The sequence below is a fragment of the Kitasatospora sp. NPDC057223 genome (assembly GCF_042669755.1).
Lineage (GTDB): Bacteria > Actinomycetota > Actinomycetes > Streptomycetales > Streptomycetaceae > Kitasatospora.
Window position 1 is genome coordinate 43,165 of record NZ_JBHUWW010000008.1, and the last position, 24,265, is coordinate 67,429.

General features: G+C 68.9%; 21 protein-coding genes. 12 read left to right on the top strand and 9 right to left on the bottom strand.

Features of this window, described 5'->3' with window-relative positions; translation table 11 throughout:
• Positions 1-39: 39 nt before the first annotated feature.
• From crcB (ACFUK0_RS05430) to ACFUK0_RS05455, 6 genes are all read left to right on the top strand, one after another.
• On the top strand, positions 40-519 hold the full coding sequence (crcB, locus tag ACFUK0_RS05430) for a fluoride efflux transporter CrcB (protein ID WP_380246721.1): 480 nt from the start codon (positions 40-42) through the stop codon (positions 517-519).
• Entirely contained in the window at positions 516-899 is a 384-nt protein-coding gene (locus tag ACFUK0_RS05435) for a DUF190 domain-containing protein (protein WP_380246722.1), read from the top strand. Before crcB (ACFUK0_RS05430) ends, ACFUK0_RS05435 begins: the two co-directional genes overlap by 4 nt.
• A complete protein-coding gene (crcB, locus tag ACFUK0_RS05440) occupies positions 896-1,270 on the top strand; it encodes a fluoride efflux transporter CrcB (RefSeq protein ID WP_380246723.1) in 375 nt (124 codons plus the stop codon). Before ACFUK0_RS05435 ends, crcB (ACFUK0_RS05440) begins: the two co-directional genes overlap by 4 nt.
• A 187-nt stretch (positions 1,271-1,457) precedes the next feature.
• Entirely contained in the window at positions 1,458-2,255 is a 798-nt protein-coding gene (locus ACFUK0_RS05445; RefSeq protein WP_380246724.1) for a hypothetical protein, read from the top strand.
• A 194-nt stretch (positions 2,256-2,449) separates the two neighbouring features.
• The gene (locus ACFUK0_RS05450; protein WP_380246725.1) at positions 2,450-4,873 is read left to right on the top strand and encodes a DEAD/DEAH box helicase; all 2,424 of its coding nucleotides are present in this window, start codon (positions 2,450-2,452) and stop codon (positions 4,871-4,873) included.
• Between the two features lie 168 nt (positions 4,874-5,041).
• Positions 5,042-5,860 carry a TIGR02452 family protein gene (locus ACFUK0_RS05455; protein ID WP_380246726.1) on the top strand — a complete coding sequence of 273 codons (819 nt, stop codon included), beginning with the start codon at positions 5,042-5,044 and terminating at the stop codon, positions 5,858-5,860.
• A gap of 23 nt (positions 5,861-5,883) precedes the next feature.
• Here the strand turns inward: ACFUK0_RS05455 and ACFUK0_RS05460 are convergent, their stop codons facing one another.
• Positions 5,884-6,195: a hypothetical protein gene (locus ACFUK0_RS05460; protein ID WP_380246727.1), complete on the bottom strand. Its 312-nt coding sequence runs from the start codon at positions 6,193-6,195 to the stop codon at positions 5,884-5,886.
• A gap of 123 nt (positions 6,196-6,318) precedes the next feature.
• Between ACFUK0_RS05460 and ACFUK0_RS05465 the strand changes: the two genes are divergently transcribed.
• The gene (locus ACFUK0_RS05465) at positions 6,319-7,566 is read left to right on the top strand and encodes an SLC13 family permease (protein WP_380246728.1); all 1,248 of its coding nucleotides are present in this window, start codon (positions 6,319-6,321) and stop codon (positions 7,564-7,566) included.
• Positions 7,567-7,602: 36 nt separating this feature from the next.
• Here ACFUK0_RS05465 and ACFUK0_RS05470 read toward each other — a convergent pair whose 3' ends face one another.
• Positions 7,603-8,718 carry a hypothetical protein gene (locus ACFUK0_RS05470; RefSeq protein ID WP_380246729.1) on the bottom strand — a complete coding sequence of 372 codons (1,116 nt, stop codon included), beginning with the start codon at positions 8,716-8,718 and terminating at the stop codon, positions 7,603-7,605.
• Between the two features lie 33 nt (positions 8,719-8,751).
• Positions 8,752-9,678, bottom strand: a complete 927-nt coding sequence (locus ACFUK0_RS05475) for a hypothetical protein (RefSeq protein ID WP_380246730.1) — start codon at positions 9,676-9,678, stop codon at positions 8,752-8,754.
• 212 nt (positions 9,679-9,890) lie between these two features.
• Here ACFUK0_RS05475 and ACFUK0_RS05480 point away from each other — a divergent pair, with 212 nt between their 5' ends.
• From ACFUK0_RS05480 to ACFUK0_RS05500, 5 genes are all read left to right on the top strand, one after another.
• The gene (locus ACFUK0_RS05480; RefSeq protein ID WP_380246731.1) at positions 9,891-11,069 is read left to right on the top strand and encodes a low temperature requirement protein A; all 1,179 of its coding nucleotides are present in this window, start codon (positions 9,891-9,893) and stop codon (positions 11,067-11,069) included.
• Between the two features lie 49 nt (positions 11,070-11,118).
• Complete coding sequence (locus ACFUK0_RS05485; protein WP_380246732.1) at positions 11,119-11,565, top strand: RICIN domain-containing protein; 447 nt, start codon at positions 11,119-11,121, stop codon at positions 11,563-11,565.
• A 231-nt stretch (positions 11,566-11,796) separates the two neighbouring features.
• The gene (locus ACFUK0_RS05490) at positions 11,797-13,875 is read left to right on the top strand and encodes a helix-turn-helix domain-containing protein (RefSeq protein ID WP_380246733.1); all 2,079 of its coding nucleotides are present in this window, start codon (positions 11,797-11,799) and stop codon (positions 13,873-13,875) included.
• Positions 13,872-14,846, top strand: a complete 975-nt coding sequence (locus ACFUK0_RS05495) for a hypothetical protein (RefSeq protein WP_380246734.1) — start codon at positions 13,872-13,874, stop codon at positions 14,844-14,846. Before ACFUK0_RS05490 ends, ACFUK0_RS05495 begins: the two co-directional genes overlap by 4 nt.
• The gene (locus ACFUK0_RS05500; protein ID WP_380246735.1) at positions 14,843-15,826 is read left to right on the top strand and encodes a DUF6339 family protein; all 984 of its coding nucleotides are present in this window, start codon (positions 14,843-14,845) and stop codon (positions 15,824-15,826) included. The genes ACFUK0_RS05495 and ACFUK0_RS05500 overlap by 4 nt, the downstream gene beginning before the upstream one ends.
• 22 nt (positions 15,827-15,848) lie before the next feature.
• On the opposite strand, the gene ACFUK0_RS05505 is transcribed toward ACFUK0_RS05500, so the two are convergent.
• From ACFUK0_RS05505 to ACFUK0_RS05530, 6 genes are all read right to left on the bottom strand, one after another.
• On the bottom strand, positions 15,849-17,021 hold the full coding sequence (locus ACFUK0_RS05505; RefSeq protein ID WP_380246736.1) for a DNA cytosine methyltransferase: 1,173 nt from the start codon (positions 17,019-17,021) through the stop codon (positions 15,849-15,851).
• Positions 17,022-17,080: 59 nt separating this feature from the next.
• A complete protein-coding gene (locus ACFUK0_RS05510; protein WP_380246737.1) occupies positions 17,081-17,581 on the bottom strand; it encodes a very short patch repair endonuclease in 501 nt (166 codons plus the stop codon).
• A 4-nt stretch (positions 17,582-17,585) separates the two neighbouring features.
• On the bottom strand, positions 17,586-18,611 hold the full coding sequence (locus ACFUK0_RS05515) for a DNA cytosine methyltransferase (protein ID WP_380246738.1): 1,026 nt from the start codon (positions 18,609-18,611) through the stop codon (positions 17,586-17,588).
• A gap of 108 nt (positions 18,612-18,719) precedes the next feature.
• Positions 18,720-21,686, bottom strand: a complete 2,967-nt coding sequence (locus ACFUK0_RS05520) for a Z1 domain-containing protein (protein ID WP_380246739.1) — start codon at positions 21,684-21,686, stop codon at positions 18,720-18,722.
• 49 nt (positions 21,687-21,735) lie between these two features.
• Entirely contained in the window at positions 21,736-22,719 is a 984-nt protein-coding gene (locus ACFUK0_RS05525) for a PD-(D/E)XK motif protein (protein WP_380246740.1), read from the bottom strand.
• Positions 22,716-24,251, bottom strand: a complete 1,536-nt coding sequence (locus ACFUK0_RS05530) for an ATP-binding protein (RefSeq protein WP_380246741.1) — start codon at positions 24,249-24,251, stop codon at positions 22,716-22,718. The genes ACFUK0_RS05525 and ACFUK0_RS05530 overlap by 4 nt, the downstream gene beginning before the upstream one ends.
• Positions 24,252-24,265 lie beyond the last annotated feature (14 nt).

Genomic DNA, 24,265 nt, shown 5'->3' on the forward strand with positions numbered 1-24,265 from the left:
GCGGCGATTCAGGTGTTTCATGAGGGCATGAGTGGGTCCATGAGTTCGGAGGACACCGTGCGGGCGGCGGTCGGAGGTGCAGCGGCGGGGCGGCCGCCGCTGCTGCGCGGGCAGGGACCGGTGGTCGGCGTGGTCGCGCTGGGCGGCGCGCTGGGGGCGTCGGCGCGGTACGGGGCGGGCCTGCTGTGGCCGAACAGCGGGCCCGCGCAGTTCCCGTGGACGACGCTGCTGGTGAACGTGGCCGGCTGCGCCCTGATCGGCGTCCTGCTGGTGGCGGTGACGGAGGGCAGGCCGGTGCATCCGCTGGTCAGGCCGTTCCTGGGCACGGGGGTGCTGGGCGGCTTCACGACCTTCTCGACGTACGCCGTGGACGTCCACCGGCTGCTCGCGGCGGGGCGGCCCGGGCCGGGGCTGGCGTATCTGGGGCTGACGCTGGTGGCGGCGATGGCGGCGGTCTGGGCCGGGGCCGGGCTGACCCGGCAGCTGATCGGCCTGCGGTCCTCCGGGAGGACGCGATGACGGGGGCGGCGACGGGGGCCGTGGGTCCGGGGGTTGCGGGCCCGGCGCTGCGGCTGACGGTGATCGTCGGCGAGTACGACGCCTGGCACCACCGGCCGCTGTACAGCGAGATCGTGCACCGGGCGCACGCGGCGGGGCTGGCCGGGGCGAGCGTGTTCCGGGGGATCGAGGGTTTCGGGGCGTCCTCGGTGATCCACACCTCCCGACTGCTGTCGCTGGGCGAGGACCTGCCGGTGGCCGTGGTGATCGTGGACGAGGCGGGGCGGGTACGGGCGTTCCTGCCCGAGCTGGACGAGCTGCGGGTGCAGGGGCTGGTGACGCTGGAGGCCTGCGAGGTGCTGCGCCCGGGCGCGGCCGGCGGGGCGGGGGAGCACGGGTGAACTGGCTGCTGGTGGTCGTCGGGGCGGTGGTCGGGGCGCCGCTGCGCTACCTGACCGACCGGGCCGTCCAGGCGCGGCACGACTCGGTGTTCCCGTGGGGCACCTTCACCGTGAACGTGACCGGCTGCCTGGTGCTGGGCCTGCTCACCGGCGCGGTGACGGCCGGAGCGGCGTCCTCGCAGCTGCAACTGCTGCTCGGGACGGGGCTGTGCGGTGCGCTGACCACGTACTCGACCTTCTCGTACGAGACGCTGCGGCTGGCCGAGGGCGGTGCCCGGCTGCTCGCGCTGGCGAACGTGGCGGGGAGCATCGCGGCCGGGCTGGCGGCGGTCTACGCCGGGACGGGGCTGGCGCAGGCCCTCTGGGGCTAGGCCGCCCGGCTGGCCGACCTCGGGCCGGTTGTCCGGAGCCCGGCCGGGTGCGCCGGCGTGCGCCGGGCGGATGGCGTCCGGGGGCTCCTGGCGGGCCGCCCGTGTCTGCGGCGGGCGGCGCGCGTTGGGCAGCGGACACGGCTGCGCGCAGTGGGCGGGCCGGACGGGCAGTAGGAGAGGGAGCTCGGTGACTGCGGTTCGTACGGTGCGTTCGGTGCGTTCGGTCTCGGTGGCACGATCGGCGCCCGAGGTGCAGGCGGTACGGGTGCTGGCGGTGCGGGAGCCCGCGCCGCGCGCCCGGGTGGTGCGGGCCCGGGTGGTCCGGGCGGCGGCCGTGCTGGCGGCGGCCGGGCTGGGTCTGACGGGCTGCATGTCGGTCGGGCCGAGTTCGGACCAGAAGCACGGGTCGGTGCCGGTGGGCTCGGCCGGTTCGGCGGGCAGGAGCGGTGCGGCCGGCGGAGGTGCGGCCGCCGGGCACTCGGGCGCCGGGGGGCGTGCGGAACGCCCCGGGGGCGCGCAGAGCGGTGGCACGACCTCGCCGACGGCGGGCGCCGCGCAGGAGCCGTCGCAGGCCCTGCCGGGCGCTGCGGTGGCCGGGGTGGTCGCGGTGCCGGGAGCCGGCCCGGGTGAGGACGCGGCCCCGGGTGGCGCGGCTCCCGGCCCGGGCGCCGCGCCCGTGGCCGTCGCGACGGCCGGGGCCGGCGCCGCAGGGGCCGCCGGTGGCGGTGCGGGCAGCGGCGGCCAGGGCGGCTCCGGCTCGGGCGGCTCGGGCCCCACCGGGGCCGCGGTCGGCGGCGGAACAGCAGGCGCGGGCGGTACGGGCGGGGGCGGGGCGGTGAGCCCGGCGGCGAGCCCGAGTGCCTCGGCGCAGCCGTCTCCCGGGCCCGATCACAGCTCACCGGCCCCGTCCGCCACGGCCGCCCCGCAGCCCTCGGCCAGCAACTCCGGATCATCGGCGCCGACCCAGGCGACTTCCGGTCATTAGCGCCCTGGCCTGGGCATTTGCCTTTGATCCCCAGGTTCGCCTATGGTAGTAGATCGTTACTTTGAACCATTTGCTTGGCGCCCTATTCCCATCTGGCGCCCTTGGCGCGTTCCGGCGATCCGTGGCTGACCGCATAGAGGCGGTTGAGACCAGAACCCCGGACTTAGGCGCGTGCCACTTCCGGAAGGTTTTGCATGTCTCTCGTTGACGACGCCCGCTTCGCCATGCCCGCGAGCGAGTCCGCCGCCGATGTCCCCACCACCGACACCGAGCTCGTCGAGATCGCCGAGCTCGACGAACTCCTCGACACCGACGCCGCCGAGGCTGTCGACGCCGTCGAGACCGACTCCGACGAGGACGTCGAGCCCGCCGAGCCCACCATCACGTTCGGTGACCTCGGCCTGCACGACGACGTCGTCCGCGCCCTCAACAAGCGCGGCGTCACCACCCCGTTCCCGATCCAGGCCGCGACCATCCCGGACGCCCTGGCCGGCAAGGACGTGCTGGGCCGTGGCCGCACCGGCTCCGGCAAGACCCTGAGCTTCGGCCTCCCGCTGCTGACCCGCATCGCGGGCGCCGAGGGCCGCACCAAGCCCAAGCACCCGCGCGGTCTGATCCTCGTCCCGACCCGTGAGCTGGCCATGCAGGTCGCCGACGCGCTGGAGCCGTTCGGCTCGGTGCTCGGCCTCAAGCTCAAGGTCGTCTGCGGCGGCACCTCGATGTCCAACCAGATCTACGCGCTGGAGCGCGGTGTCGACGTCCTCGTCGCCACCCCCGGCCGTCTGCGCGACCTGATCAACCGCAACACCGCGAAGCTCGACGAGGTCATGGTCACCGTCCTCGACGAGGCCGACCAGATGGCCGACATGGGCTTCCTGCCCGAGGTCACCGAGATCCTCGACAAGGTCCCGAGCGGCGGCCAGAGCCTGCTGTTCTCGGCGACCCTCGAGAACGAGATCGACAGCCTGGTCAAGCGCTACCTGAAGAACCCGGTCACCCACGAGGTCGACGCGGCCCAGGGCGCGGTCACCACCATGAGCCACCACATCCTCGTGGTGAAGCCCAAGGACAAGGCGCCGATCACCAACGCGATCGCCGCCCGCAAGGGCCGCACGATCATCTTCGTCCGCACCCAGATGGGCGCCGACCGCGTCGCCGAGCAGCTCATCGAGGCCGGCGTGAAGGCCGACGCGCTGCACGGCGGGATGACCCAGGGCGCCCGTACCCGGGTGCTCGGCGACTTCAAGGACGGTTACCTCAACGTCGTCGTCGCCACCGACGTTGCCGCCCGTGGCATCCACGTGGACGACATCGACCTGGTGCTGAACGTCGACCCGGCGGGTGACCACAAGGACTACCTGCACCGCTCGGGCCGCACCGCGCGGGCCGGCCGCTCCGGCGCCGTCGTCACCCTGGTGCTGCCGCACCAGCGCCGTGGCGTGTTCCGCCTGATGGAGGACGCGGGCGTCGACGCCAGCCGTCACATCCTCGACCACGCCTTCGACGCCGAGGTGGCCCGGATCACCGGCGCCCGCTCGCTCGTCGAGGTCCAGGCCGAGAGCGCCGCCGGCATCGCCGGTGCCGCCGAGCGCGAGCTCGCCGACATGACCCGCCAGCTGGAGCGCGCGCAGCGCCGCGCCACCGAGCTGCGCGAGGAGGCCGACCGCCTGGCCGCCCGTGCGGCGCGCGAGCGGGCCGACCTGGGCATCGAGGACGAGGCTCCGGCCGCCGTCTCCGAGGAGGCCCCGGCCGAGGCCGGCGCCGAGACCACCGCCCCGGCGGTCGTCGAGGAGGAGCGCACCCCCGCGTACCGCGAGGCCCGCACCGAGCGTCCCGCCTACGGCGACCGTGGCGACCGCGACAACCGTGGCGGCTCCGGTGGCTTCAACCGTGACCGCGACGACCGCGGCGGCCGCTCCGGCGGCTTCAACCGCGACGACCGTCCGGCCCGCTCGGGTGGCTTCAACCGTGACGACCGTCCGGCCCGTTCCTTCGGTGACCGCGACGACCGCGGCGGCCGTTCGGGCGGCTTCAACCGCGACGACCGTCCGGCCCGCTCGTTCGGTGACCGTGACAACCGTGGTGGCGGCACCGGTGGCGGCTTCAACCGCGACGACCGTGGCGGCCGTTCGGGTGGCTTCAACCGTGACGACCGTCCGGCGCGTTCCTTCGGTGACCGTGACAACCGTGGTGGCGGCACCGGCGGTGGCTTCAACCGCGACGACCGTCCGGCCCGCTCCGGTGGCTTCAACCGTGACGACCGTCCGGCCCGCTCGTTCGGTGACCGTGACAACCGCGGCGGCGGCACCGGCGGTGGCTTCAACCGTGACAACCGTGGTGGCGGCACCGGTGGCGGCTTCAACCGCGACGACCGTCCGGCGCGTTCCTTCGGTGACCGTCCGGCCCGTTCGTTCGGTGACCGTGACGAGCGCGGCAGCAGCAGCCGTCCGTTCTCCCCGCGTCGCGACGACCACCGCTCCGGTGGCCGCCCGCAGGGCGCCGGCGGTGGCTTCAACCGTGACAACCGTGGCGGTGGCACCGGTGGTGGCTTCAACCGCGACGACCGCGGCGGCAGCTTCAACGGCGGCGACCGCAACAAGCCGCGCTGGAAGAACTGACCTCAGCAGGTCGGTGGCTCCAGTAGCCCAGTAGGCCGGTGACTCCGGGCCCGCTCCACTTCGGTGGGGCGGGCCCGTTGCCGTTCCCGGGCTCTGCTCCCGGGCGTTGTTCTTCAGGTGAGAATAACCTGTGGCGCCGGGTGGGCCCGCTCGCCTACGGTCTGCGGTATGAGCAGCAGACTGCATCACGTGGCCGTGGTGAACGAGGAGATCGCCGCCCGGGGGAGCTACCGTGCGGGCGGGGGAGAGCCGGTCGAGGTCGGGGCGGCACTCGCGGCGGCCCGGAGCGGGACGGTGTCGTACTCGCCGCAGGCGCTGGCCGGGCTGGTCGCGGCGGGTGGGCCGGGGGCCGGGCCGGGGTCGGTCGAGGTGACGGCGGAGGGCAGCATGCAGGCGGCGCGGCGGCTGGTCGCCGCCGGGCACGGCGCCGTCGGGGTGCTCAACTTCGCGTCGGCGCGCAACCCGGGCGGCGGCTACCTGCGCGGCGCCAAGGCCCAGGAGGAGGACGTGTGCCGCAGCGCGCTGCTGTACAGCTGCCTGCTGGAGGCGCCCGACTACTACGAGGCGCACCGGGCGTCGGACGACCTCCGGTACAGCCACCGGGTGATCTTCTCGCCCGCCGTGCCGGTGATCCGTGGTGACGCGGGCGAGCTGCTCGCCCAGCCGTACGAGGTCGCGTTCCTGACCTCGCCCGCACCGAACGCCGGGCAGCTTGAGCTGCGCACCCCCGGTACGGACGTCACGGGGGTGCTGGCCGAGCGGGCGTTGCGGGTGCTGGCGGTCGCGGCGGCCCACGGCGTACGGGAGTTGGTGCTCGGGGCGTGGGGCTGCGGGGTGTTCCGCAACGATCCGGCGCAGGTGGCCGAGGCGTTCGGGGCGGCCCTGGCGGAGTACGGAGCGGCCTTCGACCGGGTGGTGTTCGCGGTGTGGGACCGCTCACCGGTCTCGGTGAACCGGGCCGCCTTCGAGGCCCGGTTCACCGCCTGAGCGGCCCGGCCGGCCCGGGGCGCTCAGCTCCGGCGGGCGGTGACGGCGGTGACGGCGGTGGAGGCGGCGGCCACCACGCCGGTCACGGCGAACACGGCCGGCCAGGCGCCGATCTTCTTCGCGAGCGGGTGCGAACCGCCGAACGCGGCCACGTACAGGCCCGTCAGCGCCGCTGCGGCCCCCGCGCCCGCCTGCCGGTTCCACTGCGCGGCGGCGGTCGCACCGGCGGCCGCGAGGACGACGCCGCCGAGTTCGCGCCGGCCGCTCCAGCGGGCCACGCCGTAGCCGCCGACCAGGCCGGTCGCCGCGACGAGCGCGGTCGGGATCTTCGCCATCGTCCACTCCTGGGGTAGGTCGTCCGGGCCGTGGGCCCTCCCCGCGACCCTAACCCGCCCCGACCCGCCGTCGGCAGGTGCCCGCCGACCGGCCCGTCAGCCCGTGCGTGCCATGATCGGCCGGTGAGTACCGCAGCCTACGAAGTCCTTGCCGTCAGCCTGCTGGCCGTGGTGCTGGCGTTCGCCGTCGCCCGCCCGCGCGGGTGGCCCGAGGCGGTCGCCGCCGTGCCGGCCGCCGGGCTGCTGCTCGCGGTCGGGGCCGTCGGGCCGTCGGACGCCTGGACCCAGACCCGGGAGCTGCTGCCCGTGGTCGGCTTCCTCGCCGCGATCCTGGTGCTGGCCAAGCTCTGCGCCGACGAGGGCCTCTTCGAGGCGGCCGGACAGCTGGTCGCCAAGGTGTGCCACGGCCGCCCCGGGCGGCTGCTGGGCGGGGTGTTCGGCGTGGCCGCGCTGGTCACGGCGGTGCTCAGCCTGGACGCCACGGTCGTCCTGCTCACGCCCGTGGTGCTCGCCACCGCCGGCCGGCTCGGTGCCCGCGCCCGTCCGCACGCCTACGCCTGCGCGCACCTCGCCAACTCCGCCTCGCTGCTGCTGCCGGTCTCCAACCTGACGAACCTGCTCGCGTTCACCGCCAGCGGCCTGACGTTCACCCGCTTCGCGGTGCTGATGGCACCGGCCTGGGTGATCGTCATCGGGATCGAGTTCGTGGTCTTCCGGCGCTTCTTCCGGGACGACCTGGCGGCCGGGGCACCGCTGCCGCCGCCGCAGGGGCCGGTCGCCGTACCGCTGTTCACCCTGGTCGTGCTGGCCCTGACGCTCGTCGGCTTCGCGGTCACGTCGCTGGCCGGCGTCAACCCGGCCTGGGCGGCCCTCGGCGGCGTACTCGTCCTGGGCGCCCGCGCACTTCGGCGCGGCGACGCCACCGTGCGGGAGCTCGCCGGGGCGGCGGGCGTCTTCTTCTGCCTGTTCGTGCTCGCGCTGGGCGTGGTGGTCAAGGCGGTGGTGGACAACGGGCTCGGCGACGCCCTGGACCACCTGCTGCCGTCCGGCGCTGGCCTGCCCGAACTGCTCGCCGTCGCCGGGATCGCCGCCGTCCTCGCCAACCTGATCAACAACCTGCCCGCCACGCTCGCGCTGCTGCCGCTGGCCTCGGCGGGCGGCCCGGGGCCGGTGCTGGCCGTCCTGGTCGGGGTGAACCTGGGCCCCAACCTCACGTACGTCGGCTCGCTGGCCACGCTGCTGTGGCGCGGCCTGCTGCCCGAGCCGGTGGAACTGAAGGTGTTCACCCGGCTCGGGCTGATCGTCGTCCCGCTGACGGTCGTGGCGGGGACGGTGGCGGTGTGGGGCATGCTGAGCCTGGTCGGCCCCTGAGGGGGCGGGCCGGGGACTCTCAGCCGGGAGAGGGGCTCAGCGCTTCGGCTCGGCGGCCTTCGCGAGTGCGGCGCCGCTCTCCTGCGGGCTCAGCACGCGGACCAGCGTCAGCTCACCCTCGATCCCGGGGATGAACCGCCCGGCGGGCCAGCCGCGCCGGTACGGAGCCGGGTCCAGGACGAGCGTGCGCACGCCGTCCAGCACCGGGATGTCACTCGGTGTGCCCTCGTTCCAGATCCACGAACCGTCCGGCGCGACGAGGTTGAACGCCCCGACCGTGTGCGGCCGTTGCTCCGGTGCGATGTCCGCGTCACGGCAGGCCGCGACGGCTGCCGCGCTCGGCGCGTCGCCCTTGAGGTGCCCGCCGCCGACCAGCACGTGCGCCAGCAGGGTGTGCAGCTGGAAGTTGTCGGTCAGCCCGCTCATCCGCAGCAGGTAGCCCGTCCCGGTGGGCCGGTCGAGGACGAGCAGTTCCTCCTCGTGAAGCGTCTTCGCCGCGTACGTCAGGCACTTGAGCTCGTGGTTCACCCCGGCGTAGTCGTCGGCGAGCCGGAGCAGCTCGGCGAGCACGCCGGACGCCGCCGCAGCCGTCCGTACCGCAGTGTCGGACAGCACGGACACCGCGGCCAGCTCCCACAGGTGGAGTGTCCACCAGCCGGTGACGGCGCGGAGCGCGTCCGGCGCCTGCTGACCGCCCAGCAGCTCGATGGCGCGGTCGGGATCGTCGCGGTCGGGGTCGTCCGGAGCGTCGTCACTCCCGGGCTGGGGCAACTCCTTGCCGCCGCCCACCTGTTCCCAGCGCTCGGCGAACAGCAGTGCGCCGGTCAGGGCCTCCCGGACGCCGTTCAGGATCGGCTCCGAGCAGGCGACGGGATCGGCCCCGCCCTCCACACAGGCGCCCACCATGACGGCCACGTACGCACGCGGCCACGGCGGGACGGCGGGCAGCAGCGCGGTCAGCCGGGCCCCCATGTCCGCGAGTTCGCCGGGGTGGCCGTTCCCGAGTGCGCGTTGGAGGTTCTGGCAGGCGGTCTCGAAGTCTGCGGCGTCCTGGCCCGCGACGGCCGCCTCCAGGCGGTCGAGCAGGGGGATGAGGGTGGTCTGTTCCGGCGCCAGGCCCTTGCGGCGGGAGCGGAGTCGATCGAACATCATCCGCGCAGCCTAGGGCTCCGGGCCGACATGGCGTCAGGCGGGGAGTGGTTCGGTGAAGATCCAGTGGTCGGGTGGGAGGAGGGGGTTGTCGCGGATGTGGCGGCAGTCGCCGCAGAGGCCGTCGGGGGCGGGTTCGGGGGTGGTGAGGGGTCGGTCGCAGGTGTGGCATTCGGGGTGGTCGGCGAGGGGTCGGGGCGGTGCGGGGAGGGTGTGGGGCGGGGGTGGGAGTTTGGTCTGGAGGCGGTGGGTGAGCAGGCCTGCGGGGCAGCGGAGGTCGGCGGGCAGGCCGAGGGTGGCGGCGCTGATGATCTGGCCCTGGGTGGCGCCGTTGGCGAGCCACCGGTCGATGAGGGGGGCGATGGTGGCGCGGTCCCTGGCGCCGAGGATGAGGCGGTGGTCGGTGGCGGCGAGGTGGTGCAGGACGGCGGCGGCGGCCGGGCCGGGCGGGGGTGGCGGAGCGGCCGGGGTCCGCTTCGTGCGCACGGCGGCTGTGGGCGCGGCCTCCGGGGGGTTGGGTACTGCTCCCGTAGTAATAGCCCCCGTAGGGGTGGTTCCCGTCTTCCCGGGTTCCGGATTCCCGGCCGCCGGAGAACGCCGCTGGGCTGGGAGGACGGCCTCCCGGACGGGGGCGGGAGCGAGGATGGTGTCGGGAGCGGGCATGTCGGCGCGGGGGCGCTCGTAGAGGTCCGTGGTGGACAGGACCCGGCCGGTGTCGGGGTCCGGCGCGGTCTCCACGAAGTAGTAGCCACGGGCCTTCAGCTCACGCAGCCCGGACGCGACGGCGTCCCGCCCGGTGGGGCCCTCGGCGGCCAGCGTCCGGACGTTGACGACCCGTCCGTCCCGGCGCGACAGCATGCGCACCAGAATGCCCAACGCGTTGAAACTCAGCGTCGGGTCCTGCAGCGTCTTGTTCGACAGCACCGTGTAGTCACGCTTGTGCGCGATACGATGAATCCGCATTGGGAGGTCCTTGTCTCCTGAATGTCAGGCCCCGGGGTGTCGCAAGCACCGCCGGGGCCAAACCGTCTGTGATGCCTCTGCAACGGACCGTAGCGCACAATTCCAGTGCCCGGAATCGGCTTCACACGCACGAGTGACGGCCCCGTTTCGCCTTTGGCGGAGCGTGTCGAAAAACGCCAACTCCGCTGCGTTTCACGATCCATACTCACGCCGTGACTGCAACCACAACCGACACGACGACCACCCCTGCCGGCGCTGCGGCACCGGAGTTCGCCCTCCGGGTCAGCCCGCTGGAGCTCTTCTTCGACCTCGTCTTCGTCTTCACCATCACCCAGCTCACCGACAGCCTCGCCCACCACCTCACCGCAGGCGGCCTGTTGCAGGTACTGGTGATGCTCGCGGTGATCTGGTGGATGTACGACGCGTTCATCTGGCTGACGAACGCGATGCCCCCCTCCACCCACGGACGCCGGGGCATGCTGCTGCTCGGCATGGCCGCCTTCCTGGTGATCGCGCTGGCCGTCCCGCACGCCTTCCAGGGCAGCGGCGTCGCCTTCGGCTGGGCCTACCTGGTGGTCGTCGCCGTGCACACCGGCATGTTCGCGGCCTCCGGGGTGGCGATCGTCTCCGTCCTGCGGATGGGCGGACTCAACCTCCTCAACACCGCTCTCGTCGTCACCGGCGGCTACCTCGCGGGCAACGCCCAACTCGCCGTTTGGGCGGCGGCCTTCGCACTCCAGTTCGCGATACCCAGGCTCGTCGACCTGCCCCAGTTCCAGCTCCGCGCGGACCACTTCGTCGAACGCCACGGCCTGATCGTCATCATCGCGTTCGGCGAGTCCGTGATCGCCATCGGCGTCGGAGCGGCGGAGTCCGACCTCACCGTCGCGCTCATCACCACCGCTCTGCTCAGCCTCACCGTCTGCGTCGGCCTCTGGTGGGCCTACTTCGGCCACGACGACGACGCCCGCGCCGAACACCACATGGCCGCCCAGTCCGACGCCCGCCGCAACCAACTCGCCGTCAGCGTCTACAACCTGGGCCACTACGCGCTGCTGCTCGGCGTCCTCCTCTTCGCCGCCGGGGTCAAGTCGGCGGTCGCCCACCCGGGCGCCCCGATCTCCCTCCCGCAGGCCGCCGCCCTCGGCGGCGGCGTCGCCGTCTTCCTCGCCGCCAACGCCGCGATCCGCCGCACCTTCGCCCTGAGCCCGATCGCACCCCGCCTCACCGCGGCCGCCCTGCTGGCGGCCACCGTGCCGCTCGGCACCGTGGTCTCGGCCCTCGCCCAGGTCGCCGGCATCGCCGTCGTCCTCGCCGCGGCCTTCGGCCACGAGGAGCGGCGGGCCCGTCCGTCCGTCCACCTGTCAGTCCCCGGTGAAACACTGCCGTAGGAACCGGTCGTCACAGATCGGCGCAAACAGGGTGGGGAGTGGTCCCGGCGTGATCATCAAGGACGGCCTGTACCTGGTCCGCAACGTCGGCAGCGGCCTCCTGCTGGAGGTCGCCGAGGGCAGCCGCCGCAGCGGAGCCAGAGTCCAACAGGGCCGGGACGACGGCACCCCCGCCCAGCTCTGGCGCCTCACCGCCGTCCACCCCGGCGGCGCCCTCTACCACTTCGAGAACGCCGCCAGCGGCAAACGCCTCGACGTCACCGGCGCCTCCACCGACAACGGAGTCCCCGTCCAGCAGTGGTCCGCCAACGCCTTCGGCGCCCAGGAGTGGCTCCTCGAACAACACGTCGACACCCCCGGCACCTTCACCCTCACCAGCTTCATCAGCGGCAAGGCCCTCGAAGTCACCGACGCCGCCACCACCCCGGGCGCCCCCGTCCGCCAATGGGAGGACAACGACACGGCGGCGCAGTGGTGGCGGCTGGAGCCGGCGTAGGGGCACCTCGACCCCTTCGGCACACGCGGGCATCGCCGGCGACAAGGTTTTCGTGCAGACAACCCTTGAGTGGTCAAGCGGGGGGTGCGAACGTCGGAGTCGATGCCGGTCCGGAACACATCCTCGTCCGGGGGTGTAGCCAGGCGGCAGAGTGATGCCGGCGGCAATGGCGAGCGTAGCTGCTAGGTTCCGGTCAGATGTGTCGCCTGGTCGCGGGAGTGTGGGGGAAGCGTGGAGCAACGCGAGGCTGTTCGGCTCTGGATCGAGGGGCAGCTGGAGCGCACCAACATGACCCAAGCGGACCTGTCAGCACGGCTGGGTGTCTCCAGGACGGCCGTGCTGTCGTGGATCGTGGGAAAGGTTGAGGCGCCGGCGGATGCGAGAAGGGCGATGGAGGTCCTCTTCGGAGTGAGCAGCCCGAGTGCACCTGATCGGAGCAGCGGTCCGGATCCGCAGATCCGCTGGTATCACCGGCGGGCACACGTCGACGGTGGGCGCGAATTCGGAAACGCAGCGGCTTTCGCGTTTGACGCGGATCTGGCGGTTCTTGCGCGGGAGGCGACTCAGAACAGCCTCGACGAACGGCTCGACGACTCCCGCCCGGTCCGTCTCCGGTACACCTTGCACGAACTCGAAGGTGAGCACCTGGAGCGATTTCTGTCTGCTCTCCGATGGAGCGAGCTGGAGCCCCACTACGTCGCTTCGGCCACTTCGCGCCAGAAGGTCGGCCGCGTCCTGGCCGAGGCTCTGCGCGACCTGGAGGACAAGAGGAGTCTCGTGCTCCTCCGGGTCGACGACTACAACGCGGCCGGTCTCACGGGCCCTGAGTACGGCGACGGCCGGTACGCGGCAGTGGTACGGCGCCAGCTGGACAGTCACAAGGCAACCGATCGGGCGGCCGGGTCCTACGGCCTGGGGAAGGCCACCCTGTGGGCAACGAGCCGATTGGGGCTTGTGCTCATCAACAGTTCTCTCTCACAGCCACACGGCGGCAGAACCGAACGACGACTTGTGGGCCGGCTCGACCTTCCCTGGAGGGAGGTCGACGGCGAGTCCTTCGCAGGTCCCGCGTGGTTGGGTGAGCCTGACAACGATCCTGACTATCACGGTGTGTCGCGATCCTGGTGGGGTGACCGTGAGACAGCCCGAGAACTGCACCTGGACCGCGATGGGACCGAGCCGGGAACTTCATTTCTCATTGTCGGCGCTCATGATGCCTCCGGGGACGCCGAATCATTGGATGACATGCACGCCAAGCTTGTGCGCTCCGTCGCCGACGGATTCTGGGCAGCCATGACCGGGGGACGCGACTCGGGTCCCTTGTTGGAGACATCGGTTGTCACGCTGCGCAACAACGAGATCGTCGTTCCCGAGGAGCGAGTCGATCCCAACCTGCAGCATCCTTCGTTGACCCGTGCCCTGAGGGCGTACTTCGACGGCGAGACCGTGGAGGAACTGACCTCAGGCGCTCAGGTGGTGAAGGTTGAGGTTCCACTTCTCGTGCCGCGACTCAGGGCAGACGGCGCAGCTTCCGGTAACGGGGTTGAGCACCGTGCGGTGCTGCTTGTGACTTCCGCCTCGGAGGGAGAATTGCAGCACAGTCGTGTGGTCTGCATGCGAGGTGGCCGAATGACAGTGGAGGTCCGTCGGCCGCGGGAGATCCCTCTGGGTACCGATCCCTTCCAAGCCGTGCTGTTGGCCGGTTACGCAACTGGTCGAAGCGATCGCGATGTCGAGCTCGCCGAGGCTTTCCTGAGGGCGTCGGAGCCACCCGAGCACGACAGGTGGGACAAGACCGAGGAGCTTTCGAGTACCTACGTCCGAGGTGCACTGACCCGACTGAGGGACTTCCGCTCCGAACTCGACACGGCACTTCGGCGAGTAGTGGGGCGTAGGGAGTCCAGGAGCGAGGGAGGGCCGGCGGTCCTGAGGGAACTGCTCAGGCTCGACGTGCCGACCACTCCCCGTCGAGGTGGCAACCAACCCGCTGTCCAGAACGTCATCTTCGATCTGGACGTCAGCGGGGCTTGCCGGATCAGGGTCGAGGTTAAACTCCCCGATTCCGAGGACTCATGGCTACTGACTCCTACCGCGAAGTTCGACGTCCGCTCGGGGGCGCGGCCGACACTGGCTTGGTCCGAACTCACGGCAGTGGACAACTGTCGGGTGGTCGAGGGGAATCTTCACATCGAGGCGGGAGTTCGGCATGCGTGCTTCCGCGCAGTGACCGACCCGGCAAGTCACCCTGTGGCAGCGCCTCTGGCAGGCCTCATCGTTGATCTGCACAAGGTGAGAGGCGCTTCGCGGTGACAACCTACTACTCCTATCCCGTGCTGGTCGGTGCGATCCAGCTCGAAATTGTCGGAGCCAAGGTCGACGGTCGCCCGTTGCCCTATTCCATGATCTCCCGGACCGATCGGAATGTGGCTCTCAGCGAAGTTGAGCGAGAGCACTGGAGCGAGGCCGTTCTGGAGGTCAAAGTCGCCCTCCCCGTGGGTGAGCTGGATGCGGGGCCGTGGTCAGCGGTCAAATGCGTCGCGCTGCTGTCCGAAGGACAGACCAACGGACGGGTCTCACGGATTCTGAACCGGGAGGCAGACGGCTCCTGGATCGGTAGCGTGCCGCTGTCCCGTTCGTTCTTCCGTGGCAGGCCAGGACTGACAGCGGCTGTGGTGGCGACGGTGGACGGTGTGGTGGGTCGTATCATCGGCTCCGCCGATCGCCCATGGACGGTCGACATCGAGGCGCGGATGCCGGGGCGGCAGAGCGAACTCCTGATCGTGGAGAACGACTTCCGTTCAGGTCCGCATGAATGGCTGCGGCCGTTCAAGGATGCTCCGTGGATCGTGGAGACAACGGGAGACATGCCGACGGTCCATCTGAACACGTCCTTCGAAGGGGTGATGGAGCTTCTCGCCGGGCCGGCCACTGCGCCGGAGAAGGCCGCGCGGGGAATGTTGGCGGCACAGATCGCCGGAGACGCCTGGGCCGCCATGTTTCACGCTGCGGTGAGTGGGCTCGATACCGACGAGGACGGCAGTCCCCAACTCCCCGGTGGTTGGCGTGAGTCGGTTCTCAGGTTGATGCTTCCCGACATGCTGCCCGGCTTGTCGTTGTCGGATGCACTGTTCGAGGTGCACAGTCGGCGCAGCAGCGGGCACGGCTGGGCGGAGCTTCAGTCGGTGATCCACTACGCGGCTTCTCGCAGAAGCCACTTGGCAAAGAACCTCACTACCTCGGTGAGAACGCTTGATCGCCTCTCGGAAGGAGCAGGTCGATGAGCCGTGTGGTCGTTGACAATTCCGTTCGGCTTGCGGCACTACCGGCCCCGGTGGCGGCGCGGTACCTGACGGTCGGTGTACAGGCGGGGAAGCAGGATCCTCCACAGGTGGCCTTGATCCGGGCGAGCAGACAGCTCGTCGGTGGCGAGGCGCGTTGGGACAGCGTCCCGGTAAGGGAGTTGCTCGACGAGGCGATGCGACGGTTCTCCGACGGCCGTACGGCTGCGGACGCCTGGTTGGCGCCTCGACTGCATGCGACCATCCGGATGACCCGGGCGGAGGCGTCGGATCCCGAACTCTGGAACTTTCTCGCGCTGGTGGTGGCGCCTGACTACGTTGTGTGGCGCCACAAGGGGGCCGCTGCCGGTGAGATCACCGGAACGATGCAGGTAGCGCCCGCAGTTCGTTTCACCGGGCCACACCACACGCAGGCCTTCGCGCGCCTGTGGTGGGCTGCGGAGCTCTTCAGGGACGGTGACTCCTACGAGCCTGCGGTGACGGCTGCTTCGAACCAGGACATGCTGAATACTGTCCTTCGCCTGGAGATCGTTGATCACCGCCCTACTGCGCAGGCGATCGTCCGAGTGCTTGCCGGCCTCATGGCCTCCGGTACATCCAAGCTCGGCGATCACGTCAATGCGTTGGCATCGGCGGTCAACACTGCAGGCGGCACCTTGTTGTACGACGTGATCGCCGAGGATGCTCTTCCTGACACCGATGCGTTGCAGGACTGGATCGTCGAAGCCGACTACGCGCCGGCAGTACCGTGGGAGTCGCTGCCCGACGGGCCGGGCGACGGAAGGGTGCCCGCCAAGGCGGTCGAGAAGCTTGCCGTGATGTTCGAGAAGCTGCACGCCGAGGCTCCGCTCCGGCGGAGGAAGCAGGCGGACCTTGCTGTCCAGGATGACGAGCCGGCGAGAGGAGTCAGCATGGTCAAGGCATACATCGTGCCGCCGCGAGCCGCGACGAATGCGGACTGAGGTGGCGGCGTCGATGTCGGATTCAGGTCCGGAGATGCTTGTGGATGGCTCCGGCCAGTGCTTCTCCCAGTCCGACCGGTACTGCGTTCCCGATTTGACGGGCAATCTGGATTTTGCTTCCCGACCAGCGGTAGTTGTCGGGGAAGCCCTGGATGAGGGCCGCTTCGAGGTGTGTGATCGGCCTGGGCAGCGTCGGATGCAGGTAGCGCCCCTTCTCGGGCTTGTAGAACTCCGTCCGGATCGTGACCGAAGGCTTCGTGAGGTGAAGCCTGCCCATGACGTCGCCGGAGCCCTTCGTGTGGGCATCCCAGCTGGGCGTTGACAGGTCGACCTCCTCACCGTCGATGAGGGCGGTTCGCCCGGTCAGGTGGTTGCGGTTACCGCCGGGCAGGATTGCCTCGTACCTGGCGAGTGAGAGCGCGGTCGGGGTGCGGCCGATGTGAAGCTCGGTGGTCTCGTAGTGGCCGGGGAGCAGTGTGCCGAGTGGGTTGCACACGCGACCCTCCGGCAGCACGGTGGAGGTGATCCGTCGGCGGGCGGTGCGTCCGAAGACTCCCGCGACGGTTGCCCACGGCAGGAGAGGAGCAGGATCGTCCTCACCGAAAAGGCTTGGGGCCGGGCTCGGCTCGGCAACATACTTCGAGTGGGTGGGAGCAGGGTGCTTCAACGCCGGTAGGTCGCGGTGGGTCGCGATGACGATGACTCGACGGCGTGCCTGAGGAACCCCGTAGTCTGCGGCATTGAGGATCTTCGTTGTGAGCTTGTAGTCACGGAGCTTGCCTTCGGGCTTCTCAGTGGCGGCTTCGAGGTCGGCGAACTCTGCGGACCTCAGGAACCGGTCCACGTTCTCCAGGACGAAGATCTTCGGCCGGACCACGGTGACCACTCGCATGTACTCGCGCCACAACTGGTTCCGCGGGTCGTCGGGCCGTTCCTTCCCGAGACCGGAGAAGCCCTGGCAGGGAGGTCCGCCCATGATCACATCGGCTTCCCCTGCGAATGGCGCCGGCTCGAAGTTCGCGATGTCCCCGGCGTGCACGTGCGATGACCCGAAGTTCAGCGCATAGGTTCCGGCGGCCGCAGGGTCGAACTCCACAGCCGCGATCGAACGGAACGGAGAAATCCGTGCTCCGTCCGGGCGGAAGCTCCGGAAGCCCACCGAGAAGCCCCCGCAGCCGGCGAACAGGTCGATCACGTTGATCGGCATGGGGTCCGGTGGGTCGGAGGGGGTGACTGGGGCCATGCTGATGTAGCTTAGCCGGCTCCCCTGTCATTCCCGAATCGCCTCTGCGGGCCGGATCGTACCGCCGCCACCTCTGCTCGGATCCGTTGAGCCGCCGCCTGGGGTGCCTCGTGCTCCCAGAAGCGAAGGACGAGCCATCCGGCACGTTCCAAGTGCTCCGTGGTCTCGAGATCACGCGCGACGTTCCGAGCGAGCTTCTCCTGCCACCAGGCCGCATTGGCCTTCGGCCGGGTCGCGTGCTCCGGGCACCCGTGCCAGAAACACCCGTCGAGGAAAATCGCGACCTTGGCTCGGGTGAAGGCGATGTCGATGGTACGACGGCGTATCCCAGGAACCGGCAGTCCGACTCTGTAGCGGAGCCCGCCGGAGTGGAGGAGTTTCCGGACTGCCACCTCCATGGCAGTGTCCTGTCGACGTTGGCGGCTCATACGGCTCGATACAGCCGGCGATGACGGGGTCGGGCGAGGTGGCGCGGCGGCGTCCGCCGGCTGGGTCTCCTGGTTCTTCTTCATGGGTTCAGAACAGCCTGGTGCTGGTCGACGTCGTATCGGTGGGAACCCCGCGAAGTGCACGTTCGATCTGTCGCCCGACCGCCTCGGCCACGACCGGCGGGACAGTCTGGCTGATCTGGCGATAGGCCGAGGTCTTCTTGCCATGGATCCGCCATTCCGGGGCGAACCCTTGAAGCAGGCAGACCTGGTCCACGGTGAGTCGGGGCAGACCGTCACGGGATTCGGCTTCGAGATCCAACCGGAAATCCGGGCTCGGCACGTCGTTGCCGAGGCTGGCGCCGTGCACACCGAGGCGCGCCCAGATGGCCTTCGATCGGCTCGGGCCAAGATCTGCCCCTCCACGATTCGTCGCGCCACCGACGATGGTGGGCGCGACCTCCGAGGCCAGTGCGGCCCATCGGTCGGCCTCCGGCCACCCCTTCGAGGCCATCGATGTCCGTAGGGTTTCCCCAAGGGTCGGGCATGACGGTCGAGGAGGTTCAGGCCAGCTGAAGTTCGCCATGTCGTGCGGGCGCATGGCAACCATGAACCCGTGTTCACGGCGCTGCGGCACACCGAAGTGTTGGGCGTCGAAGACCGCCCAACTTGTTTCGTAGCCCGACTGCTTAAGCTCCGCGCGGACCAGATCACGTTCGGCGTTGAACTTCTTGGAGTTCACAAAACCTGGGATGTTCTCCAGGACGAAGGCGCGGGGCTGAACGTAACCCGCCATGTCCAGCGCGTCCCGAAGGGTGTCCCGCCTGTCGTCACCGGCGTACTGTCTTCCCGCAGCGGAGTAGGGCGAACGGGGCAGTCCGCAGGCCAGCAGATCGGCATGGTCCAGAGTCGGGTGATCCGTGGGGACCACCTGGTGGAGATCTTCGTTGATCACCTGCCAGGCAGGGCGGTTGTCGGCCAGTGTGCGGCAACTGTCCGCGTCGATGTCGAGCACAGTGGTCACCTCGAATCCGGCAGCCTCGAGCCCGATCGCCTGACCGCCGACGCCGGCACAGAGGTCGATGGCAGTGAGTCGAGCCTGCCGAGCACCCATTGGCTGATTCCCCTGTCGATCGGTGCGCTGTGTCTCCTGTACCCAACGTTAGGACCCGCCGCGGACATTCGGTCGTGCGGCGGATCCCAACAGTCATGACACGCGGTGTCAGTGCGCCGCCGTGTCGATGATCGCCTGCCCTGAACGGGACGAATCGATGGTTCGGAACCTCACCATCTTCTGTCCCGACTGTCGTGCCGAAGCGGGTGCGATCATGACGAAGGCCATGACCAGAGCGCTGGGGTCGACGGCGCCGTTGGTGACCAGGGCATCGGGGGGACTCGTCACCACCGGATAGAGAGCCAGGACACCTCGCCGTGCCTTCACCAAGGACTCGGTCATCGGATCGTCGGTGCGTACTCCTGCCCCGGCGAGTCGCGACAGAGCAGGTCGGTGGTGGCCTTCGCTGATCGCGCCGAAGAGCGGATCACGACGTCGCTGGCGTTGTGCGAGGGTGAGAGGACGGGAGCCGAGAATGCTTGCGCTGACGCTCGTCCGGGCGGTCAGTTGAGGTGCGATGATCAACCAGTCGTCCACCAATGAGGCCTCTGACAGGCCACGCACGTATTCGAGGTGCGGTGCGAAGTAGCTCCGGTCCAGCCAGCGCAGCTCTTCGAGTACGGAGAGTACTTCGCCCCGTGACGCGAGGCCGGTCAAGGCGGTGAACGGTCGGGTCTGGCCTGTGGCGGGGTTGGGGCAGTTGAACACCGACGGCGTCCCGTCCAGATGGTCGAGCAACGGCCGCCAGGCCGCAACGTTGGCCCGGAGGTCTGCCTGCGACAGCGGATAGGCGGTGGGTTCGTGCGGTTCGCCCGGTGACCGGATCTCGACGAGTTCCGCGTTGAACATCTTGCTCTGCCCGGTGGGTCGCAGCCAGGGCAGGTGCTGTGCCACGAGCGGAGGAACCTGGGCAGGAGTCACCTGGGGTGCACCGTCGACCAGCTCCGCGTACTTGCGAAGTTGATCGCGGAAGGCTTCCTCGTCCCGGCAGATTGCCTCGAATGCCTCGTAGAGATCGACCGTCTTGGCGCCGAAAGCCTCCGACCGGCCGATGTACAGCCGTACCAGGTCCTGGTAGCCCTGCCGGAACCCGAACCAGCGTCCCATCTGCATCAGCGTGTCGGCCTGAGCGGTGGTACGGCGGTAGTAGGTGATGGTCAGACCTTCGACGGTGAAGCCGCGGGAAAGCTTGGTCCCACCCACCAGGATTTTCCAGATCGGACGCTGGTCGAAGTCAGCCGTCCCGTGCTCGATCTCCGCGTCGCCGTTCACGACGAGAACCGGATCCGACTGGGCTCCCGTGATCTCGAAGTAGGCGGATCCCAGGTAGGGGATCAGTTGCTCGAACGAGGTCGGGGTCGGCGCGCCGTCCGCCCGCACTGCACTGACCGGTGCGAGGTCGGTGTCGAACAGCGAACGGAGCCTGGCCTGCCCGGTCGGTCCGGTGTACCCGGCTCCGAACCAGAGCTGACGGATCCGCTCGGCGGCGTCCCGATGGTCGGCTTTGAGAACCGACTCGTGGACGAGCATGGTGTGGTGGCGGAAGGCCTCGGGGTCCGGCCCGTGATGCCGTCGGTAGAGCTTGACCGCCGCAGTGAGAACGAACATGTCGACGGCGCGTTGCAGAGCACTGTCGTCGTCGTCATCGGCCGGCGCGATTCCCCGCACGAAGGCCTTTTCCTGCGAGTTCGCCACCGTGCGTTCGTGCTCTGGAATATCGGATTCGAGGTCGTGGAACTCCTGTACGCCCATGTATCCCTGAGGACGATCGAGAGAGATGATGAAGTCGCGGGGAAAGATGTCCACCGAGTCGGACGGATCGATGAATACGTTGGCGAACGGCGTAGCGGTGTACCCCACATACTGGGCCCGCGGGAGCAATTCCAGAAGTTCGCTGATGAGCTTGTTGATGGCGGTCCGTTGAACCTTTCCCTCTTTCCATTTCTTGGGATTCGAGGTGTTCACCGATGCCTGGTCGGACTCGTCGTCGATGATGAGAACAGGGATCTGATCCCGTGGTGTGCGGATCTTCTTCAAATCGTTGACCAGATTGGTCAGCACCGATTTGTTCTTCTTGACGACCATCAGACAGGCGGCACTTCGGTGCAGGTTCTGCGGGTCGTGCAACGGGAGGGCGGGATTGTGCTTCTTGAAATCCAGTGCCGAAATTCCCCGGAGCAGCCGCTTGAAGTCATAGTCCCGGGTCGTCATGCGGGTGATGTCGACCGCGCCCTGAAGTGACGGAAGGCCGCCGTGACGGATGAACTTTCCCTTGATCCAATCCTCGTCGGTCTGGTAATCGATGCCGGCCAGTGCTTCGAGGTCGGTGCGATCGGCACCCTCCAGGATGTTCTCCTCGCCCACCAGCTCCATGTCCAGTCGACGCTGGGTCTGGGCCCGGAGCAGGTTGAGTGTGCCCCCCAGGACGATGATCAGGCGGTAGCCGGAATCGATAGCCTTGGCAACGACACCCGTGAAGTTGGCCGTCTTACCGCTCTGGACGTAGCCGACAACGAGCCCCTTCGACTGGTAGGCCTCCGCAGCCGCCGGATCAGCGAGTCGCTCCACGACCTTGGTGGTTGCGTCATCGATACCGGCCACGGCCTCCGGGGACCACCCCTTGGCCTCCAACATCCGGGCGTAAGCAGGCCAATAAAATGCACGGCCCTGCTGGGACCCGGGCGAGTACCAGGGTGTGAACGTCTCGCTGATGACGGTGGGCCCCACCTCGGCGGCCACCGGAACCAACTCATCGAGGACCTTACGTGTTTCCGCCGTCAAGAACAGCAGATCATAGATCTCTGTACGGCGGTCGGTCGTACGGCGGAGGGTCGTGGCCCAGGCAGGATTGTCAGCGAAGTCCCAGTGGGCGAGGGACTTGCGCCACAATTCGGTGAGCCTGTCTCCGGCGGTCGCAGCGAGCAGCTGCGAACGGAACCCGTCCTCGCTCGCGTCCGGGATCGGAACGATGTCCTCGGCGTGGAAGTCCAATGACCTGACGAGGCGTTTCGGCCCCATTTCTCGCATTCCGGCAAGGACGGTGCTGTGCAGTTGCAAGATGGAGTCGTTGGTCATGTCGATGCTTCCTGCATGGATGCGTTCAGGAGGACGGAAGGCTCTTCGATCAGTCGGTCAGGGGCTGCAATTCGGGCGATACCGCGACCTCGCCGGGCAGTCCCGTCAAGTCGACTCGGTAGTTGATCTCAAGGATGCGGCTGCGGATGCCTTCGGGCAGGGCCTGCAAGGACTCCGGTCCCAGACAGGGCATTCTGTGATCGACCCGGAGCAGCAGTGGGGGAGTCCGTAGGGACCATCGATCTTCTGGGGGATGTCGCTCGACGTCAGTTGTCCAACCCGAAGCCTTGAGCTTCCTCTCGAACACCTCGGCCGATGGGCCGGCCTCGGCTGCGAGGACCGATCGGAGCTGCTCGATCTCGGTGACGATGCTGGTCCCGCCTACGCCGCTACGGGTGAACTGAAGGGACAGCACCCACAGGGGACGCCCCGGTGTGGCGGTGAATTGGCCCAGGCCGTGGACCGTATGGAGGCGTCGTTCACCGGAGGTGGTCTTGATCTCCAGATCGAGGCTGGACAGTCCGAAGTCGTGCTCCTCGTGCTCGCTGCCCTTCCACGCATCGAGAGCGGCCTGCCAACCCAGTGCGCGGGCGAATCGTCTCAGCGTGAAGAGCTCGCCGAGCAGTCCGAGCTGCTCGGGCAGGCCCATTCGGCCGAGCCGACGGAGCAGATCGGACCATGACGTCACGGTGGCCGTGAAGGCATCGATCGGGCTCTGCCCGTCGAGTCGGACTCTCTCGACCACCCCTCCGAGCAGCTCGTGGAAGTCGCGGAAGAGGGAGTGCTCCTCGGACGCAATTTCGAGGAGGCGGGTGCTTCCGTCAGCCACGATTCTCGTAGTGACAGCGGAGAGTGGCGAGGAAGGTGCACGTGTTGTCGATGCGACAGCTGCCCGAAGTCCGGTGCGGCTGGCGTACGGGTCGACGAAGTATTCGATCCGAGGCGTTCCCACGATCGGGATCAACGTCGGTTCGCCGGTCTCCAGATAGGAGTGGATCACCGACCACGGTATCGTCACGCCGTGGTCGGTCATTGATCTGCCCGGTCGAGCTCGGTGCGGGCCGCAGCGATGAGAATGTTCTGCCAGAGTTGCAGATTGTCCTTCTCCCTGGCCCCTTGAACCTCCGACTCGAAGACCTTGTGCAGAAGGAGATACAGCATGGTTTTCACCATCGGTGCGTCGTTGAGCGATCCGCGACGTCCACCCGTGATGGCGGGTCGGTAGCGCGAGTTGAGCACAATGATGTGGCCTGCGCGGTCCAGCTGGAAGAAGACATCCTCGTCGAGGGTTCTCCATACCAGCTCGATCGGGTCCTCGCCCTGCAGGAAAGTGAGCTCCTCGTTGATCGCAGACCTCACCGACGGAGCGATCCCCTTGCCCGGAGCGATGACAGGCTTTCGTTCTCGAACGCTCCTCTGCCGTGACTCCCGGTAGACGGACTCCGAGTCCTTCAGATACTGCCCGAACTCGACTTCATCTGTGTCGTGGGCGTGTTCGAGTGCGTTGATGAAGGAGGGGGAGGCTTCGACGCCTGACTTCTTGACGGTCAGCCGGAATACATCCGCTGCGGCATCAGGAAGGTCGATGGCAATCCGTGCGAGGGCCAGATGCTGCTCCGCCTGGCGGAACCGGTTCCAGCCGCCTGCCTGCACCAGCCGGTCGTGCCGGTAGAAGTAGAGGCCCTGCCTGTCGAGCAGGCTTCCGCCCGCGCGGTACTGCGGGAGGTTGGACCTGGCAGGCCAGATGTGAGCCACCATCTCGACAGGGGCGATCCCGTTCACGTCAGCGGTGAACGTCCGAGGGAAGCCGGCCTTTCCGGTGACGGGGTAGCCGAACGGGTCCAGCGGTTGGACGGAGAAGTCGAAGAGGGTCTGTCCGGTCGAGACATCCTCGATGGCGATCGTGATGTTGAAGTCGTCGCGTTCAAGGAATCGGTGGAGGTGCAGGCCGAGGTGCAGGCCGAGCTTGTCGAGGGTACGCATGAGGTAGCGGTCGGTCTGACCGGCTCCACCGTGTTTGGGGAAATCCTTCACGCCGTCCCACCGGACGACAGTGCCGTGGAACAAGATCAACATGTCGTAACGGTCGATCAGATTCTGGCAGTAGGTGGGGTCGACGATGTCGCAACTGAAGTCGTCCTTGAATCCGTTCGTCGTCAGTCGGCGCCCGGCGGCCCGTGAGCGTTTCGTACGGCTGACGACCGTGACCGACTCGGCGTGCGACAGTGAGGCCGACTTCAGACCCGTGCCGAACATTCCCAACGCGGCCCCTTCGTAGTCGCGTCGGCCGCCCACGGTCATGGCGATGTCGAGAGCTGCTTCGTCCATCCCGCCGCCGTCGTCCACGACGAGCAGGCTGACGAGTTGATCGCCCTCCCGCAGAAAGTGGATCACTACGTCGCGGGCTCCCGCGTCGATCGAGTTGTCGACCAGATCTGTGAGAGCCGCTTCGAATCCGTACCCCTGGCTGCTAAGAGCTTCGACATAACGAGGGTCGGGGGGCAGGCGTTTGCTCCCGCTGGTTGGGACCTCGTACTGCCACACAGGGGTATCGGTGCTGCTCATTACTCCATGGACCT